We start from the raw sequence: 15094 nt of genomic DNA, 5'->3' as shown, positions 1-15094 counted from the left end.
TTTCTGGGCGGGCGAAGCCGGCTCCAGGCCGTGTCTCCCGATATCCGCAGTCTGGCGGTGTATTGAATACGGCATCATCACCCCAGCATGCGATAATACGGGGCTGGAACAGGAACGCCCCGCCATGCTTTTGATGATCGACAATTACGACAGCTTCACCTACAACCTGGTGCATTATTTCGCCGAGTTGGGTCAGGTGGTTGATGTCGTCCGCAACGATGCGCTGACCGTCGATCAGGCCGCGGCGCTGGCGCCGGAGTACATCGTGCTTTCGCCCGGCCCCTGCACGCCGAACGAGGCCGGCATCTGTCTGAAGGTGCTTGAACAGATGGCCGGCCGGTTTCCGATTTTCGGCGTCTCTGGGCCATCAGAGCATCGGCCAGGCCTTCGGCGGCAACGTGATCCGTGCCAAAACCATCATGCACGGCAAGACCTCGATGATCCACCACAAAGGTCAGGGTGTCTTCGCCGGCCTGCCATCGCCGTTCGAAGCCACCCGTTACCACTCGCTGGTGGTGGAACACGCGACCCTGCCGGATTGCCTGGAAGTCACCGCCTGGACCGAAAACCCGGACGGCAGCTTCGACGAGATCATGGGCCTGCGCCACCGGAGCCTGCCGGTCGAAGGCGTGCAGTTCCACCCCGAATCCATCCTGACCCAACACGGCCACGCCATGCTGCGCAACTTCCTGCAGCAGCATGCCCCGGAGACGCGCGCATGAATCCGCAAGAAGCCCTGCAACGCATTATCGATCACCGCGAAATCTTCCACGACGAGATGGTGGCCTTGATGCGCCTGGTCATGCGCGGTGAAGTCTCCGACGTGATGACCGCCGCCATCCTGACCGGTCTGCGCGTCAAGAAGGAAACCATCGGCGAGATCACCGGCGCGGCCCAGGTCATGCGCGAGTTCGCGGTCAAGGTGCCGACCCCGCCCGGCGTCGGCCTGGTCGACATCGTCGGCACCGGAGGCGATGGCGCGCACACCTTCAACATTTCCACGGCCTCGATGTTCGTGGCTGCCGCGGCCGGCGCGCAGATCGCCAAGCATGGCAACCGCAGCGTGTCCTCCAAATCCGGCAGCGCCGATGTACTTGAGGCGCTCGGCGCCGATATCGAACTGACCCCGGAGCAAGTCGGCCAGTGCCTGAACCGTACCGGCATCGGCTTCATGTTCGCGCCCAACCACCATCCGGCCATGAAGCATGTGGCCGCGGTGCGCCGCGAGATGGGCGTACGCACCATCTTCAACATCCTCGGTCCGCTGACCAATCCGGCGAATGCGCCGAACGTGCTGATGGGTGTGTTCCATCCCGATCTGGTCGGCATCCAGATTCGCGTGCTGCAGCGCCTCGGTGCCGAACGCGCACTGGTGGTCTACGGCCGCGACGGGCTCGATGAAATCTCCTTGGGCGCGGCGACCCTGGTCGGCGAGCTGCGCGGCGGCCAGATCCGCGAGTACGAAATCCATCCGGAGGATTTCGGGCTGGCCATGGCCTCCACGCGCAATCTGCGCGTGGAAAATGCGGTCGAATCCAAAACCATGCTGGAAGCCGCTTTCGCGGCCGAAGCCGGTGTCGCGCATGACATCGTGACGCTGAACGCCGGCGCGGCCCTGTATGTGTCCGGCCAGGCCAAGAGCATTGCCGATGGCATCGAGAAGGCCCGCGCGGTGATGCATTCCGGCGCCGCGTCCGCCAAAATGCGTCAGTTCATCGATGCCACCCGGTCGCTGGGCGGGCACTGATGGCCGATATCCTGCAGCGCATTCTGGCCCGCAAGCATGAAGAAGTCGCGCTTCGACGCAGATACGCCTCGCAGGCGCAGCTGATTGCACGCTGCAACGATCTGCCGGAGACCCGTGGCTTCACCCGTGCGCTTCAGGCCAAACGGGATGCCGGCTTGCCGGCGGTCATCGCCGAAATCAAGAAAGCCAGTCCGAGCAAGGGCGTCATCCGCGCGCAGTTCGATCCCGAGGCCATCGCCCGCAGCTATGCCGTTGCCGGTGCAGCCTGTCTGTCGGTGCTGACCGATGTCGATTTCTTCCAGGGCAGCGATATCTACCTGCAGCAGGCCCGCGAGGCCTGCCTGCTGCCGGTGCTGCGCAAGGATTTCATCGTCGATGAATACCAGATCTATGAGGCGCGCGCGCTCGGTGCCGATTGCGTGCTGCTGATCGTGGCGGCCTTGTCCGATGCGCAGCTGCAGAGCTATGCGCAGCTGGCCCGGATGCTGCAGATGGATGCGTTGCTGGAAGTGCATGATGCCGATGAAATGGCGCGTGCGCTTCGCGCGGATTCTCCGCTGGTCGGCATCAACAACCGCAATCTGCGTACCTTCGAGGTGGATCTGCAGACCACGCTGACGCTCAAAGACGCCGTACCGGCCGACCGCATGGTGGTGACCGAGAGCGGCATCCTGAATCGTGACGATGTGGCGCGCATGCGCAGCCAGGGCGTGGATGTGTTCCTCGTCGGCGAAGCGATGATGCGTGCCGCCGATCCGGGCACGGAGCTGCGGAGTCTGTTCGCCTAGCGGCTGCCGAACAGGACGATGGTCTTTCCGCGGGCGGTCAGCAGATTCTTCTGCTGCAGCTGTTTCAGCACACGTCCGGCCATTTCACGCGAACACCCGGTAATACGAGCCAGTTCCTGACGCGATACCTTGAGCTGCATGCCGTCGGGATGCCGGATCGCATCCGGTTCACGGCTAAGATCATGCAAGGTGCGCAGAATGCGGTTGGCCACATCCAGATGGGCCAGGCGGCTGGCTTTGCGGCTGGTTTCCAGCAGGCGCTTGGAAATCTGCGCGCCGATGGCGAACATGATTTTCGGACCTTCCAGCGAAAGCTGGCCGGTGAACAGCTGGCGCAGCGGCTCATAGCCGATTTCGGCCAGTTCGCAGGGGCCTTTGGTGCGCAGCACGACTTCCCGGCGGTGGACTTTGAAGAACAGGCCCATTTCACCGATGAATTCCCCCGGATTGACATAACCCAGCACCAGCTCGCGGCCGTCCGGCTCTTCGGTATTGATGGTCAGTGATCCGCTGATCACATAAAACAGGGTGCTGGCCGGATCGCCGGGACGGAAAACATCGGTTTTCGCCGGGAAGCGGTGCTTGTGGGTGTGGCTCAGGAACGCCTTGAGGGCAACATCATCCATCGCCAATTCGGTCTTAACCGGTTCAAAAGGGGCTGCGGAGGGGGTGATGTTGAGCTCGGTCATGGGGTGCCAGAAATGCGGATTACTGGCATCAGAATACCCCCGGAGTGCCGTTCAGCTCAAGTGCCACGCGCTTTTCGGGGAGAAAATGCTTGCATTTGGGGGCAGATATCCGATAATTGCGCCTCACCGCCACTCATATCCAAGGAATACTGCGTTGGTCAAGCCACTGCCCCGGTTGCGCCTTCAAGGATTCAACAATCTGACGAAATCCTTGAGTTTCAATATCTACGACATCTGCTACGCCGCGTCGGAAGACCAGCGTCAGCGGTATATCGAGTATATCGATGAGGTCTACAACGCCGAGCGTCTGACCCAGATCCTGACTGAAGTGGCCAACATCATCGGCGCAAACATCCTCAACGTGGCGCGCCAGGATTACGACCCGCAGGGCGCCTCGGTGACCATCCTGATTTCCGAAGAACCGGTCATCGACAAGAAGGCGGCCGGCCGCGAGCTGATTTCGGATGCCGTGGTCGCGCATCTGGACAAGTCGCACATCACCGTGCACACCTATCCGGAAACCCACCCGCATAACGGCATCGCCACCTTCCGTGCCGATATCGACGTGGCGACCTGTGGCGTGATTTCGCCGTTGAAGGCGCTGAACTACCTGATCGAGAGCTTCGATTCCGACATCGTGGTCACCGACTACCGCGTGCGCGGCTTCACCCGCGACATCAAGGGCAAGAAGCACTACATCGACCACAAGATCAACTCCATCCAGGATTTCCTGACCAAGGACATCAAGGCGCATTACGAGATGATGGACGTCAACGTGTACCAGGAGAACCTGTTCCACACCAAGATGCACGTCAAGGAATTCGATCTCGACACCTACCTGTTCGAAGGCAAGGCCAAGAGCCTGAGCTTCAAGGAGCGCCAGCGCATCGAAGCGCAGGTCCGCCGCGAAATCGAAGAGCTGTATCACGGCCGCAATCTGGCCGATTGAGTCCGGCCATCGCTTGAACTGAAACCCCCGCAATGGCGGGGGTTTTTGTTTTCAGAACCGGTAGGCGACGGCCTTCATCAGCCGCGAAGACAGCGCCATCAGCCCGGGGATGGGTTGCGGCAGTTTGCGCGCGCCATGGTTTTCCGCGTGTTCGGCATGGCGGATTTCATCGTCCTTCATCACCGCCAGAATGGCCCGGCTTCGCAGGTCTTCCGCCGGCAGGGTGTCCAGATGCTCGGCCAAATGCGCTTCCACCTGCCGTTCGGTTTCGGACACGAAGCCCAGATTCCAGCCGTCGCCCTTCAGGCCGGCACCCAGACCGATCGCATAGCTGCCCAGATACCAGAGCGGATTGAGCAGGCTGGGCCGGCTGTCGAGTTCTTTCAGGCGGGCATCGCACCAGGCCAGATGATCGGCTTCTTCATCGGCGGCATGCAGCAGCTGCGCCCGCGTCTGCGCGCTTTCGGCGACCCGCGCCTGGCCCAGATACAGGGCCTGGGCACAGACCTCGCCCGTGTGGTTGATGCGCATCAGTCCGGCGCTGTGCCGGATCTGCGCCGGCGACATCTCCAGATCGTGGGTATCTGCGGCCGGGTTGGCACGCGGCGCCGGGCCATCGGCCGAGCGGGTGACCACGCCGGCGGTGGTGTTCAGGGCGTGCTGAAATTCACCCAGAATGCGGTCGAGCGGGGAGGTGTGGCGTTGGAAAGTCATGCCAGATAGTGTGCCATGAATTCGAGCGGGTGCTGTACCGGGAGCGTGCCGGCCAGATGCAGTCGGCATCCGATATTGGACGACAGCAGCAGATCCGCATCGCCCGGAACGGCGGCAAGCACCGGTGTCTTCAGGGCCTGGGCGCGGGCCGGGTTGCTGAGGGGATGCAGCCCGGCCCCGCCACAACACCCGGTATCGGGCAAGACGGTAATGTGCAGGTCCGGAATGCGGGACAGGAGCGCGTGTACGACCTTGCCTGAGCCGTGGAAAGACGCCGTGCAGGGGGTGTGCAGGGTCACATGCCGGCCTTCGGCGGAACGGAATTGCAGTTTTTCCGCACGCCCGGCCAGATACGCCAGGGCATCCACGACCGGAACCCCGGCACTGTCTTCCAAAGCACTGCGGCATCCGCTGGCCAGAACCAGCACGCGTGCAAAGCCGGAGAACGCGGCGTGGTTGGCGGCAGCCAGTGCGGCGGCGCGTCCGGACTGTCCGGCATGACGGGCGGCCTGGCCGCAACAGCCCTGCGCGGCCGGAAACGCCGCGTCATCGCCTGTGGCCCGCAACAGCTGCAGGAAAGCATGGCGTGCATTGTGTTCGTAGATGTCGGCCACGCATCCGATGAAGACAGCGTTCTCGCGGGCTGTCGAAGCCGGCTCGGCGGCCGTTGGCGCCGGACGGGGCAGGGGACGCCATGACGGCGAAAGCAGGGGATGGACTGCCCGATAGAAGCCCAGTGCGCCGTTCAGCAGCGATTTATGCGCCAGCAGCCACAGCACGGCTTTTTCACGCCAGGTCAGTGTCGGCGGATGCAGGGCCCGGGTCTGCACCAGCAGGGGCTCATAGGCCACATCGGCCGGGCAGGCCGTCTCGCAGCGCCGGCAGCCCAGACAGGCGTCCAAGTGCCTGAAAACGCCTGTTTGGCCGGGGTTTTCGGCCAAGTCGGCCATCAGCGCAATGCGCCCGCGGGGGGACTCGGCTTCCATGCCCGCCAAGGCGTAGGTCGGGCAATGCGGCAGGCAAAGGCCGCATTTCACGCACTGTCGGGCCAGATCGGCGCGGGACGGGGTTTTCTGGGGGGGAAGCATGGCTCAAATCCTAACACGGGACGCACAAGGGCTTGCGCAGGGCCGGAATTCGGGTTATCATTCCGCTTCTTATTCACTTGATTTTGTTGGAGCCCGTCATGAAAGCCATGACCGTCAGCGCCAAACCCGAAACCGTTCAGCAAGACTGGTACATCGTAGATGCCAGCGGCAAGACTCTCGGTCGTTTGTCCTCGGAACTCGCCCGTCGCCTTCGCGGCAAGCACAAGCCTGTGTACACCCCGCACGTGGACACCGGTGATTACATCGTCGTGATCAACGCCGAGAAGATCGCCGTCACCGGCAAGAAGCTTCAGGACAAGATGTACTACCGTTTCACCGGTTACATCGGCAACATGAAGTCGGAAAACCTGTCGCAGGCTCTGGCCGCCCACCCGGAACGCGTGATTGAAACCGCGGTCAAGGGCATGCTGCCGAAGAACCCGCTCGGCCGCGCCATGTTCAAGAAGCTGAAAGTCTACAAAGGCTCCGAGCATCCCCACACCGCCCAGCAGCCGCAAGCGCTGGACATCTGAAAGACCTACAGGTAAATCATCATGGCTGTTCAGCAAAACTACGGCACCGGTCGCCGCAAATCCTCCACCGCCCGCGTGTTCCTGCGCAAGGGTTCGGGCAACATCGTAATCAACGGTCGCGGCGAAGGCGGCGGTATCACCGGCCAGGCCGGCGCCATCCGCCTGGGCATCGCCCGCGCTCTGGTGGAATACAACGACACCCTGAAATCCGATCTGCGCAAAGCCGGCCTGATGACCCGCGATGCCCGTGAAGTGGAACGTAAGAAAGTCGGTCTGCGCAAAGCACGTCGCGCAACCCAGTTCTCGAAACGTTAATCGGTTTCACGCATCAAACGAAAAACCCGCCGGAAGGCGGGTTTTTTTGTCAGATCATTTGCTGCGCTCTTGTTTCAGGCGTCTGTCCAGACGCTCTTCCGCAGCATCCGCGTATTTCCGGCAATTCGTTGCATCGATCAGCGAGTGGGTTTTGGTGCGTTCGAACAGATTCGAAAATTCCGGGTGGGCGGAAACCAGAATGTCGCAGTCGAGCACACGGATCTTGTCGATGCTTTGCCGGAATGCGGTGAGATAATCCGGATGATCACTGAACCGGTAATCCGGTTCGCTCACCGCAGTCAGGCTGTCGGCATAGACAATTGTCAGGCAATGGCCGGAATCACAACTGTGCCAGCTCCAACTGTTGCCGCCGGGCGCATGTCCGGGCGTGTCGTGCGCAGTGACATGCACATCGGCCAAAGTGATTTGTTGACGGTCTTTGACCGATTGTACATTCCCGATGACGGGAAACGGCATGGTGTTGTCGGGCGCGTATTGCGGATCTTCCGGCGACGCACGCCCACTGCGAAGTGCTTCCGCGGATTTCGCGGCTGCCAGCACCGGGGCGCCGCTCATCCGCTGCAGTGCGGCCAGCCCGCCGGCATGGTCGAAGTGCGCATGCGAACTGAGCAGCCACTTTACGTCCTTGATATCGAAGCCAAGTGCGTTGACGTTGGCCGCAATCGCTTTCGCCGACTGCGGCAGGCCGCCGTCAATCAGGAAATGCCCTTTCGGCGTGGTGATCAATACCGCGCTCAGGCCCTCGGTGCCGACGTAGTAACTGTTGCCATGCAGTTTAAACGGTGCATGCGGTGCATTCCAGCCCGCGCAATTGCCGCAATGGATCGGTTTTTCATCCGAAGCCGCCGCCGGCGATAAAGCCAGCATCAGCAAGGCGCCGATCATGCCCGGATTTCGCCGCCGGCGATGACCAGATCGGCGCCGCGCGCCGCGAACAGGCCGTTGCAGACCACACCGACGATGGCGTTCAGATCGCTTTCCAGTTTCACCGGATCGGTGATCGACCAGCCGTGAACATCGAGGATCCAATTGCCGTTGTCGGTCACCACGCCTTCGCGCCAGATCGGCTGGCCGCCGAGTTTGACGATTTCGCGGGCGACATGCGAGCGCGCCATCGGAATCACTTCCACCGGCACCGGAAAGCGGCCCAGCACCGGGACCAGTTTCGAGGGGTCCACGATGCAGATGAACTGCGTGCTGGCCGCCGCGATGATTTTCTCGCGGGTCAGCGCCGCGCCGCCACCTTTGATCAGGCGGTTATGCGGATCGCATTCGTCGGCCCCGTCGACATAAAGGCCGAGCGGGCCGGATGCGTTCAGATCGAGCACCGGAATGCCGAGATCCTGCAGTTGCTTCGTGCTCTGCTCCGAGCTCGAGACCGCACCTTCGATGCGATGCTTGATGCGGCCGAGGCCCTGGATGAAATAAGCCACCGTGGAGCCGGTGCCGACACCGACGATGCTGCCGTCCTGTACGTAGTCGAGCGCGCGTTCGGCCGAAGCCTGTTTGCCTTGTTCGGGAGTCATTTGATTTTTTCCAGTTTGAGAATGGTCTGCCATTGCGCTTTGCTGACCGGCACGATGGACAGCCGGTTGCCGCGGTTGAGCAGGGCGAAATCGCCGAGCGCCAGCGTATGTGTTTTCAGTTCTTCCAGACTCAGCTCGCGCTTGAGACGCCGTTCGAAGGCGACATCGACCAGATACCAGCGCGGATTGTCCGGCGTGGCTTTGGGGTCGAAGTAGTCCGAGTCCGGATCGAACTGGGTCGGATCCGGATAGGCCGTGCTGGCCACTTTGGCCAGACCGACGATGCCGGGCACCTTGGCATTGGAATGATAGAAAAATACGCCGTCGCCGACGCGCATGTCCTTCCACATGAAGTTGCGCGCCTGGTAATTGCGCACGCCGCTCCAGGGTTCCTGCCCGACCTTGGCCAGATCGTCGATGGAGAAGGCATCGGGTTCGGATTTCATCAGCCAATAACGCATTACGGGGTTTCCTCGGGAATGCAGTCGATCCAGCCGCGCTCGGTGGCGACGGCGTCCATGCGCACGTCCCAGTCTTGGGCATCGAGGCTGTCGATTTCCTGTGCGGTATAGGCGGCGCCGATCAGCAGCGGCGGGGCCGTGGCCTGTTTGCGGAAGGCAAAGCTGCGGTCATAGTAGCCGCCGCCCATGCCCAGACGGAGACCGTCGGCGGTGAAGCCCAGAACCGGCAGGATCACGGCGTGCATCTCTTCCGGTTCCAGGCAGGCATCGGCCGACAGCATCGGCTCGGGAATGCCGTAACGGTTGCTGCCGAGCGGATCGCCGCCACGCCAGGGCGCGAAGCCGAGTTGCTTATCCGGCAGGACCACCGGCAGACACCAGATCCAGTTCGCCGGCAGGCGCATTTGCAAAACGTGCAGGGGAAGCTCGCCGCCGGTCGCCCAGTAGCCGGCCAGATAGCCGCCGGAAGCGGGCAGGTGTTCGAGAACGGTGACGGCGACCGCCTCGGCTGCGGCCATGCGCGCGGTCGGCGCAATGCGCAGACGTTCGGCTTTGAGATGCTGTCGCAGTGCTTGGCGCATGCCCGGTCCCGGAATAAGGAGTCCTCCACCATGCCGATGCCTGCCAACGACCTTGATCCCTAGGATCAAGTGGGTGTCGCCTTGCCGTCTTCAGGCTTTCCGCAACTCAGGCGGACATGCACACCGACGGTTCGAGCGACTCCCGGGTCGTGTTTATGGGTCAAGGGCTAATGTTGAGCACGCTGTCGAACACGGCAGAGGACGCACCGCCATTATAGCGCGAAGGCGTGACGGCGAGGTCAGCGCGGCAGGCTGTCGAACAGATCGTCGAGCTTGCGGTTCATGTCGCCGAGGTTGCGGCCGATGACGGCATCGGACTTGGCGCGCCCGTCTTTCAGGATCTGCAGATCGTGTGCGATATTGAGCGCCGCCAGCACGGCCACGCGCTCCAGACTGACGGTTTTGTTGCCGCCCTGGATTTCCCGCATCTGGGCATCCAGAAGTTTGGCGGCGGCCTGCAGGCTTTCGGCCTGATCCGGCGGACAGCCGACGCTGTAATCACGGTCCAGCACCTTGATGGTCACGATATTAGGGGTCATCGCTGCGCTCCATGTCGTTGAGACGGCCGAGCATGCTTTCAACCCGGGTACGGACCAGTTCGTTCTTGCCCTGCAGGGCATTGCGTTCGCCGGTCAGCAGCTCGAGCTGCTGTTTCAGCCCGGTGTTTTCGGCGCTCAGGCGCGCGGTTGCCTCAAGCAGCCGGTCGAGGCGTTGTGCCAAATCCTGGATTTGCCGAGCGTGATCGGGAAATAAACTCATGACCATACCCTAGAGGGCATTGCGGCCTTCGTCAAGCCGCAGGGGTCGAAAGGGTCCGGCGCCGCTTCTCGTGTTCCTGGATGAAAGCAAGGCATTGTTCGGCCGGCAGCGGCCGCGACAGCCAGTAGCCCTGGATCTCGTCGCAGCCGAACTGCTTGAGCATCTGCAGGTGTTCCTCGCTCTCGACGCCCTCGGCGATCATCACCATGCCGAGCGAATGGCCGAGCGCGATGATGGTTTCCACCAGGGTGTTGTCGTTGGCGTTCGGTCCTATTTCGCGGATGAAGCTCTTGTCGATCTTCAGGGTGTCGATCGGCAGCTGCTTCAGATAGGACAGCGAGGAATAACCGGTGCCGAAATCGTCCAGCGACAGGGTCACGCCGAGATCCTTCAGCGCCCACAGGTTCGACAGCGGCTGGCTGTTCTGGCTGAGCACCATCGACTCGGTGATCTCCAGCTCGATGCAGTATTCGGGGATGGCGTATTTCTCGATCAGGATGCTGATCTGGCCCGCCAGTTTCGAGCGCAGCAGCTGCAGCGCCGAGACATTGATGGACATGCTCAGGTGATTGAGGCCGAAACCGTGCCAGCGCGACAGCGTGCTGATGGCCTCCTTCAGCACCCACTCGCCGATTTCGATGATCTGGCCGGATTCCTCGGCCAGCGGAATGAACACGTCGGGGCCGATGCTGCCCATGTCCGCGCTGTTCCAGCGCAGCAGTGCTTCCACGCTGGTGATGTTGCCGGTTTCCAGACTCATGCGCGGCTGGAAGTGCAGCTGGAATTCATCGCGCAGCAGCGCCATCTTGAGCGCGCCGAGCAGCTGCGCGCGGTGCCGCGATTTGGCGTCCATTTCCTCGCTGAAGTACTGCACGGTATTGCGGCCTTCGGTCTTGGCCTGGTACATGGCGATGTCGGCGAACTTCAGCAGATCGGACGGCGTCTGCGCATGATCGGGGAATACGCTGACGCCGATCGATCCGGTCAGGTTGGCGGCATGGTTCTCGCTGAGCAGGATCGGATTGTTGAACTGCGCCAGCACCCGCGATGCCACGTCGCCGATCTGCCGGTCGCTTTCCGGCGACTCCACCAGAATGACGAACTCGTCGCCGGACAGCCGCGCCACCATGCCCAGATCGCGCGTGGCCGCCAGAAGACGCTGCGCCACCACCACCAGCAGGCGGTCGCCGGCGGTGTGGCCGAGCGAATCGTTGATGTTCTTGAAGTTGTCGAGGTCGAGGAACAGCACCGCGACCCGGCCCTGGCTGCGGCGCGCCTTGATGATGGCCTTGCTCAGGCGCTCGATCAGCAGACCGCGGCTGGGCAGGCCGGTCAGCGCATCGTATTTGGCGAGCTGGATCAGTTCCTGTTCGATGCGTTTGCGGTCGGTGATGTCGGTGACCACCGCCACGAAATGGCTGCGTTGTCCGCGGCTGTCGAGCACTTCCGAGACGTCGACCTGCGACAGGAATTCGCCTTCGTCCTTGCGCTTCTGCCAGAGTTCGCCCGACCAGTGTCCGGTGTCCTGCAGTTGCTGCTGCACGGCGTCGTAGAATTCCGGGTCATGCTGGTCGGAGTTCAGCAGCCGGCGGCCCTTGCCGATGATTTCCTCGCGGCCGTAGCCGGTGATTTTCGAGAATGCCGGATTGACCGAAACGAACTGGAAGTGCAGATCGACCACGGCCACCGCTTCGGCCATGCTGCGCACGACCTCGAGCGCGATCCGGCTTTCGCTTTCCGAGTCCCGGCTGTGGCTGATGTCCTTGCTGGCGCCGGCGATGCGCAGCGGCTGCCGGTGCGGGCCGTGTTCGACCACGCGTCCGCGGCTGTTGATCCAGATCCAGCCCTTGCGGTAATGGCGCAGGCGGTAGCTGACATCGAAGGCCGAGGTGTCGCCGCGCAGATGTTCGTCGATGGCCTGCTGGAAGTCGGGCGCGTCTTCCGGATGGATGAACACCTGGATGAATTCGATGGCATTGATGCGTTTCGGGAATTCGCCTTCCACCAGCGGTTCGAAGCCGACCTGGGTGATTTCCTGGGTATCCAGATGCCAGATCCAGATGGCTTCGCCGGTGCCGCGCAGGGCCAGACCGAGATCACGGCGCTGGCTGTCGATCTGCTCCTGCAGGGCCGTGGCGCGGCGTTTCACCAGCCAGGCGAAGACCAGCAGCACGAGGGTGAATCCGAGACTGACCAGCAGCAGGCCCATCAGTGCTCCCGTTCCGCATTGGCGGAATATGCGTCACACCCGTTACCGGCCGCTTTCGAGGTCTCTCTATCCATGATTCCCGCTGGGTTTCTAATTTTAACTGCCGCGTCCAGTTTAGGAGCCTTTTCCCGATTCGACAAGCCCGTTCCGACGCCCTGTCGTTTGCTACACTAGGCGCAAAAAGGAGCGCTCGGATGACCACTGCCATGCCCGATTACGATGCCATCCAATCCGCGCTCGGTGATCTGCGCATACCGATTTCCGCGGCGGAATTGCACGGTGCCCTGTCCGGTTGCCTGTGCGCCGGCGCGGAACTGACACCGCGCAACTGGCTCGCCTACGCCTTGACCGATGCCGAGCTGGACGGCCAGGCCGAAGCCGATTCGGTGCTCGCCGCGTTCTTCGATGCGGTCAGCGAACAGCTGGCCGGCGATGTCATGGATTTCGAATTCGATCTGCTGCTGCCGGACGATGACAAGCCGGTGTCCGAACGCGGCCCGGCCATGGTCGACTGGTGCCAGGGCTTTCTCGGCGGTTTCGGCGTGGTGCCCACACCGACCCAGCCGCTGTCGGACGAAGCCGACGAAGCCCTGCAGGATCTGGCCAAGATCGCCGCGTCCGACCTCAATTACGAGGACTCCGACGCCGATGAAGAGGCGCTCATCGAGGTCTGCGAATACATCCGCGTGGCGGCCGTGCTGCTGTACAACGAGCGGGTGGTGAACCGCCGGGCGCGTCAACGGCTCAATTGATGATTACCGTTCCGGAGTTCGTCAAACGCCGCCGCCGGCTGATGGCCCTGGCCGATGACGGCGCCATCCTGATCATTCCGGCCGCCAAGGAGCGCCTGCGCAGCAAGGACACCGCCTATCCGTTCCGCCAGGATTCCGATTTCTGGTACCTGACCGGCTGCAACGAACCCGAAGCGGTGCTGGTGCTGGTGCCCGGCCGCCGGCAGGGCGAGTGCCTGCTGTTCTGCCGCGAACGCGATGCCGAAAAAGAAGCCTGGGACGGCCCGCGCCTGGGTCCGGAGGGCGCGGTCGATGCCCTCAAACTGGATGATGCCTATCCGATCGCCGATCTGGACGACATCCTGCCCGGCCTGCTCGAAGGCCGTTCGCGGGTGTATTACCACTACGGCCGTGATGCCGATTTCGATCTGGCGCTGATGGGCTGGTTGAACCGGGTGCGTGCGCAGAAGCGCCTGGGCGCCGAGCCGCCGCACGAGTTCCTCGAGCTTGGCCATCTGCTCGACGAACTGCGGCTGTTCAAAAGCGCCGGTGAAATCGCCTTGATGCGCAGAAGCGCCGATATCGCGGTCGAGGCGCAGATCGCCGCAATGCGGGCCAGCCGCAGTGCCCGCTTCGAATACGAAGTGGAAGCGGCCTTGCAGCAGGTGTACCGGCGCAACAATGCCGTAGCCGCCTACGAGCCGATCGTCGGTAGCGGTCCGAATGCCTGCGTGCTCCATTACCGCGCCAACAATGCGCCGGTCAGAAAAAACGATTTGCTGCTGTGCGATGCCGGCGCCGAATACGCGCTGTACGCCTCCGACATCACCCGCACCTGGCCGGTGTCCGGAACCTTCAGCGCCGCCCAGCGCGCGCTGTACGCGGTGGTGCTGGCGGCGCAGACCGAATGCATCCGCAAGGCTCGCGTCGGCGTGCCGTACGACACCATCCATGCGACCGCTGTCGAGGTGCTGACCGACGGCCTGCTGTCACTCGGTCTGCTGAAAGGCACGCTCAAGAAAAACATCGACAGCGAAGCCTACAAAAAATTCTACATGCACAAGACCGGGCATTGGATCGGACTGGACGTGCACGGTTCACCGTCGAACCGGGCCTGTACATCGCGCCGGGAACGCCGGGCGTGCCGGCCAAATACCAGGGCATCGGCATCCGCATCGAAGACGACATCCTGATGACCAAATCCGGTCCGGAGAACCTGACCGAAGGCGTGCCGAAAGCGCCGGATGCGATTGAATCAGTACTTAATTCTTCAATTTATTAAAAATTTCTTCAATATTGCCTGAAACTAAAGAAATTGCATTCTTGATTTCATCGCAATTATTCCAGCCCGTCTCATACCAGTAGTGGCTCCTGCCATCATGCATTTCCTTAAAACCTAAAGCTTCAAGTGAATTGGCAATCTGTACAGAGTTAATTACACCACTGGCAATGTAGGCGCAGCCGCCTCTGTGTATTCGATTAATTCCGCCAACTTTTATTTCTCGATACAAGATAACAGTTTGCATTTTCAGTGAGTAAATACGAAAATTCTCAGCTTCTTCTAAGGCCGCCAAATATTTACGTATGCATTCGGGCATAGCTAGATAAGCATCGGCATTTAAAACACTGCCAGCCTGTAATCTTCTTGTTTGACCTCCATACAATATTCCCTGAATCTTTCGCTTTCCAATCAGAATGGAATCATCTATATCGAATTCCTGTCGAATCTGGTCTATTTGCTGCATTGGTAGCTCAATGCATGTAATGCCCATTTGATTTGCTTTTCTACGAACAGATTCTGGGATTGAATTTGCGAGAATGGATGCCAGCACATTTTTTTTGGGGAATGAATTTTCAAGGTCCAGCTTATAGCGAGCCACTTGTTCGAGCGCCGAAATATTTGCAGAACCTTTTTTTAATTCAACTACTTGAATAGAGTCAGCGTTATCTGTAAGCAATATGTCGAGCCGCCCTGATGGAAGG

General features: G+C 61.4%; 17 protein-coding genes, 1 other RNA gene and 2 pseudogenes. 8 read left to right on the top strand and 12 right to left on the bottom strand.

Annotated elements, in window-relative coordinates:
- The first annotated feature begins 124 nt into the window (after nucleotides 1–124).
- From Q0W88_RS09770 to trpC, 3 genes and pseudogenes are all read left to right on the top strand, one after another.
- Nucleotides 125–722: pseudogene (locus Q0W88_RS09770) on the top strand (aminodeoxychorismate/anthranilate synthase component II).
- The gene (trpD, locus tag Q0W88_RS09765; protein ID WP_297802940.1) at nucleotides 719–1747 is read left to right on the top strand and encodes an anthranilate phosphoribosyltransferase; all 1029 of its coding nucleotides are present in this window, start codon (nucleotides 719–721) and stop codon (nucleotides 1745–1747) included. Before Q0W88_RS09770 ends, trpD begins: the two are co-directional and overlap by 4 nt.
- On the top strand, nucleotides 1747–2535 hold the full coding sequence (gene trpC / locus Q0W88_RS09760) for an indole-3-glycerol phosphate synthase TrpC (protein ID WP_297802938.1): 789 nt from the start codon (nucleotides 1747–1749) through the stop codon (nucleotides 2533–2535). The genes trpD and trpC overlap by 1 nt, the downstream gene beginning before the upstream one ends.
- On the opposite strand, the gene crp is transcribed toward trpC, so the two are convergent.
- Nucleotides 2532–3224 (bottom strand): cAMP-activated global transcriptional regulator CRP, encoded by a 693-nt coding sequence (gene crp / locus Q0W88_RS09755; RefSeq protein ID WP_297802935.1) that lies wholly within the window; start codon nucleotides 3222–3224, stop codon nucleotides 2532–2534. The two genes, trpC and crp, sit on opposite strands and share 4 nt — an antisense overlap.
- 154 nt (nucleotides 3225–3378) lie before the next feature.
- On the opposite strand from crp, the gene speD reads away from it, so the two are divergent.
- Nucleotides 3379–4173 (top strand): adenosylmethionine decarboxylase, encoded by a 795-nt coding sequence (speD, locus tag Q0W88_RS09750; RefSeq protein WP_297802932.1) that lies wholly within the window; start codon nucleotides 3379–3381, stop codon nucleotides 4171–4173.
- 51 nt (nucleotides 4174–4224) lie between these two features.
- Here speD and coq7 read toward each other — a convergent pair whose 3' ends face one another.
- Together coq7 and Q0W88_RS09740 are read right to left on the bottom strand one after the other, a co-directional pair.
- Nucleotides 4225–4887 (bottom strand): 2-polyprenyl-3-methyl-6-methoxy-1,4-benzoquinone monooxygenase, encoded by a 663-nt coding sequence (gene coq7, locus Q0W88_RS09745; protein WP_297802929.1) that lies wholly within the window; start codon nucleotides 4885–4887, stop codon nucleotides 4225–4227.
- Nucleotides 4884–5975, bottom strand: a complete 1092-nt coding sequence (locus Q0W88_RS09740; protein ID WP_297802925.1) for a (Fe-S)-binding protein — start codon at nucleotides 5973–5975, stop codon at nucleotides 4884–4886. Before Q0W88_RS09740 ends, coq7 begins: the two co-directional genes overlap by 4 nt.
- 107 nt (nucleotides 5976–6082) lie before the next feature.
- Here Q0W88_RS09740 and rplM point away from each other — a divergent pair, with 107 nt between their 5' ends.
- Both rplM and rpsI read left to right on the top strand, forming a co-directional pair.
- Nucleotides 6083–6508: a 50S ribosomal protein L13 gene (rplM, locus tag Q0W88_RS09735; protein WP_297802943.1), complete on the top strand. Its 426-nt coding sequence runs from the start codon at nucleotides 6083–6085 to the stop codon at nucleotides 6506–6508.
- Between the two features lie 21 nt (nucleotides 6509–6529).
- Nucleotides 6530–6823 (top strand): 30S ribosomal protein S9, encoded by a 294-nt coding sequence (gene rpsI / locus Q0W88_RS09730; RefSeq protein WP_297802923.1) that lies wholly within the window; start codon nucleotides 6530–6532, stop codon nucleotides 6821–6823.
- 54 nt (nucleotides 6824–6877) lie between these two features.
- Here rpsI and bla read toward each other — a convergent pair whose 3' ends face one another.
- The 8 genes from bla to Q0W88_RS09690 all read right to left on the bottom strand — a co-directional run bounded on the left by bla (nucleotide 6878) and on the right by Q0W88_RS09690 (nucleotide 12380).
- A complete protein-coding gene (bla, locus tag Q0W88_RS09725) occupies nucleotides 6878–7729 on the bottom strand; it encodes a subclass B3 metallo-beta-lactamase (RefSeq protein ID WP_297802920.1) in 852 nt (283 codons plus the stop codon).
- Nucleotides 7726–8370 (bottom strand): ribose-5-phosphate isomerase RpiA, encoded by a 645-nt coding sequence (gene rpiA / locus Q0W88_RS09720; protein WP_297802917.1) that lies wholly within the window; start codon nucleotides 8368–8370, stop codon nucleotides 7726–7728. The genes bla and rpiA overlap by 4 nt, the downstream gene beginning before the upstream one ends.
- Entirely contained in the window at nucleotides 8367–8831 is a 465-nt protein-coding gene (locus tag Q0W88_RS09715; protein WP_297802914.1) for an EVE domain-containing protein, read from the bottom strand. The genes rpiA and Q0W88_RS09715 overlap by 4 nt, the downstream gene beginning before the upstream one ends.
- Nucleotides 8831–9412: a 5-formyltetrahydrofolate cyclo-ligase gene (locus Q0W88_RS09710; RefSeq protein ID WP_297802911.1), complete on the bottom strand. Its 582-nt coding sequence runs from the start codon at nucleotides 9410–9412 to the stop codon at nucleotides 8831–8833. The genes Q0W88_RS09715 and Q0W88_RS09710 overlap by 1 nt, the downstream gene beginning before the upstream one ends.
- An 18-nt stretch (nucleotides 9413–9430) precedes the next feature.
- A non-coding RNA gene (ssrS, locus tag Q0W88_RS09705) (6S RNA) lies at nucleotides 9431–9616 on the bottom strand.
- 35 nt (nucleotides 9617–9651) lie between these two features.
- Complete coding sequence (locus tag Q0W88_RS09700) at nucleotides 9652–9951, bottom strand: cell division protein ZapA (RefSeq protein WP_297802908.1); 300 nt, start codon at nucleotides 9949–9951, stop codon at nucleotides 9652–9654.
- Nucleotides 9941–10171, bottom strand: a complete 231-nt coding sequence (locus Q0W88_RS09695) for a TIGR02449 family protein (protein ID WP_297802905.1) — start codon at nucleotides 10169–10171, stop codon at nucleotides 9941–9943. The genes Q0W88_RS09700 and Q0W88_RS09695 overlap by 11 nt, the downstream gene beginning before the upstream one ends.
- Before the next feature lie 31 nt (nucleotides 10172–10202).
- The gene (locus tag Q0W88_RS09690) at nucleotides 10203–12380 is read right to left on the bottom strand and encodes an EAL domain-containing protein (RefSeq protein WP_297802902.1); all 2178 of its coding nucleotides are present in this window, start codon (nucleotides 12378–12380) and stop codon (nucleotides 10203–10205) included.
- A gap of 194 nt (nucleotides 12381–12574) precedes the next feature.
- Between Q0W88_RS09690 and Q0W88_RS09685 the strand changes: the two genes are divergently transcribed.
- Nucleotides 12575–13132 carry a UPF0149 family protein gene (locus tag Q0W88_RS09685; RefSeq protein ID WP_297802899.1) on the top strand — a complete coding sequence of 186 codons (558 nt, stop codon included), beginning with the start codon at nucleotides 12575–12577 and terminating at the stop codon, nucleotides 13130–13132.
- A pseudogene (locus tag Q0W88_RS09680) lies at nucleotides 13132–14393 on the top strand (aminopeptidase P N-terminal domain-containing protein). The gene Q0W88_RS09685 and the pseudogene Q0W88_RS09680 overlap by 1 nt, the downstream one beginning before the upstream one ends.
- On the opposite strand, the gene Q0W88_RS09675 reads toward Q0W88_RS09680, so the two are convergent.
- Nucleotides 14374–15094: endonuclease NucS domain-containing protein (locus tag Q0W88_RS09675; RefSeq protein WP_297802896.1), on the bottom strand; the 721-nt coding region annotated here is incomplete at its 5' end. The pseudogene Q0W88_RS09680 and the gene Q0W88_RS09675 sit on opposite strands and share 20 nt — an antisense overlap.

The organism is Arenimonas sp. GDDSR-1, from assembly GCF_025980345.1.
Taxonomy (GTDB): Bacteria; Pseudomonadota; Gammaproteobacteria; order Xanthomonadales; family Xanthomonadaceae; genus Arenimonas.
This window is presented reverse-complemented; position numbering and strand designations above follow the sequence as displayed.

What these genes read in the sequence shown, in the direction of transcription:
- Q0W88_RS09710 (WP_297802911.1), bottom strand. Translation starts at nt 9,412, where the DNA reads ATGCGCCAAGCACTGCGACAGCATCTCAAAGCCGAACGTCTGCGCATT.
- crp (WP_297802935.1), bottom strand. Translation starts at nt 3,224, where the DNA reads ATGACCGAGCTCAACATCACCCCCTCCGCAGCCCCTTTTGAACCGGTT.
- Q0W88_RS09690 (WP_297802902.1), bottom strand. Translation starts at nt 12,380, where the DNA reads ATGGGCCTGCTGCTGGTCAGTCTCGGATTCACCCTCGTGCTGCTGGTC.
- trpC (WP_297802938.1), top strand. Translation starts at nt 1,747, where the DNA reads ATGGCCGATATCCTGCAGCGCATTCTGGCCCGCAAGCATGAAGAAGTC.
- Q0W88_RS09700 (WP_297802908.1), bottom strand. Translation starts at nt 9,951, where the DNA reads ATGACCCCTAATATCGTGACCATCAAGGTGCTGGACCGTGATTACAGC.
- Q0W88_RS09715 (WP_297802914.1), bottom strand. Translation starts at nt 8,831, where the DNA reads ATGCGTTATTGGCTGATGAAATCCGAACCCGATGCCTTCTCCATCGAC.
- rpsI (WP_297802923.1), top strand. Translation starts at nt 6,530, where the DNA reads ATGGCTGTTCAGCAAAACTACGGCACCGGTCGCCGCAAATCCTCCACC.
- trpD (WP_297802940.1), top strand. Translation starts at nt 719, where the DNA reads ATGAATCCGCAAGAAGCCCTGCAACGCATTATCGATCACCGCGAAATC.
- Q0W88_RS09740 (WP_297802925.1), bottom strand. Translation starts at nt 5,975, where the DNA reads ATGCTTCCCCCCCAGAAAACCCCGTCCCGCGCCGATCTGGCCCGACAG.
- bla (WP_297802920.1), bottom strand. Translation starts at nt 7,729, where the DNA reads ATGATCGGCGCCTTGCTGATGCTGGCTTTATCGCCGGCGGCGGCTTCG.
- Q0W88_RS09685 (WP_297802899.1), top strand. Translation starts at nt 12,575, where the DNA reads ATGACCACTGCCATGCCCGATTACGATGCCATCCAATCCGCGCTCGGT.
- Q0W88_RS09695 (WP_297802905.1), bottom strand. Translation starts at nt 10,171, where the DNA reads ATGAGTTTATTTCCCGATCACGCTCGGCAAATCCAGGATTTGGCACAA.
- rplM (WP_297802943.1), top strand. Translation starts at nt 6,083, where the DNA reads ATGACCGTCAGCGCCAAACCCGAAACCGTTCAGCAAGACTGGTACATC.
- rpiA (WP_297802917.1), bottom strand. Translation starts at nt 8,370, where the DNA reads ATGACTCCCGAACAAGGCAAACAGGCTTCGGCCGAACGCGCGCTCGAC.
- coq7 (WP_297802929.1), bottom strand. Translation starts at nt 4,887, where the DNA reads ATGACTTTCCAACGCCACACCTCCCCGCTCGACCGCATTCTGGGTGAA.